Annotated in this window: 1 protein-coding gene and 2 pseudogenes; all 3 read right to left on the bottom strand. The window is 31.3% G+C overall.

What is annotated here, in order from left to right; translation table 11 throughout:
• Window positions 1-217: pseudogene (locus tag AC1DRF_RS30020) on the bottom strand (recombinase family protein); the annotation flags it as partial.
• A 107-nt stretch (window positions 218-324) separates the two neighbouring features.
• A complete protein-coding gene (locus tag AC1DRF_RS30025; protein WP_427077187.1) occupies window positions 325-612 on the bottom strand; it encodes a hypothetical protein in 288 nt (95 codons plus the stop codon).
• Between the two features lie 70 nt (window positions 613-682).
• Window positions 683-888 (bottom strand): annotated as a pseudogene (locus tag AC1DRF_RS30030) (hypothetical protein); the annotation flags it as partial.

The following is an 888-nucleotide window of genomic DNA, read 5'->3' on the forward strand; positions in this document are numbered from 1 at the left end:
GATAAAAAGTAGCTTCACTTATATTTGTGATTTTACAGATTTCCTTTACAGGCTTATTAGTGGTTTCATGTAGTTCGATAGCATGCCGTACTCCTTCATGCTTTAACGTAAATTTCGGTTTCTTTCCTTTATAAATACCTTTTCTTTTTGCAATGGTAATTCCAGCTTGTTGCTTTTCTTTAATCATTGTGCGATCAAGCTCACTAAATGCTGACATATGCTTTTAAGTTAGCAAAAATAATATAATAGAGGGTATTGAAACTTGCTCATAAAGAACAAGTTTTAATACCCTCTATTTCATATACAACACTTGATATAGCATAATCATAATTCTATAATTTTTTCCATCCATATTACTTTTGTTTTCTTTTCAAGAGGAATTAAACTTCTAAATTTTCTTTTCAGTACTTCTAAGCTTGAGCTATAAAATATGTTATCTTTCAAATGAAATTTTCTTTTCTGTTGTTTTAGCATATAAATACCATCAAAAGACAATGTCATCTTATAAAGTAAATTCCCTTGTTTTTCTATAACAGCTTGATAAGTTCCCATATAGTAACCTAAATGATCATAACCTTTCACTTTTCCCACCCATTTATTCAAATCAATCACCAATTTATAGAGTTTTTGAATACCTGCGCCATACTATTCAATAGTTAATGAACATAATAAGGTTTATTAATTAGGATCTTTTAGAAGCTCCTTTTACCAAGTTCATTGTTTCACGTTGAGTAGAAATAAAATTTAGTACATGTTGTTTTCCTGGTGCAGCTTGAATGGCCCCTTTTACCGAAGCAGTAAGTGCCCCACTCGCATTCGCAAACGTAAGTAATTGCTGATGATGTTCACTAACTGTTTGACATAGGTTATCTCTCGATGTGCCAAGAG

Source organism: Priestia sp. P5_B4, from assembly GCF_056400385.1.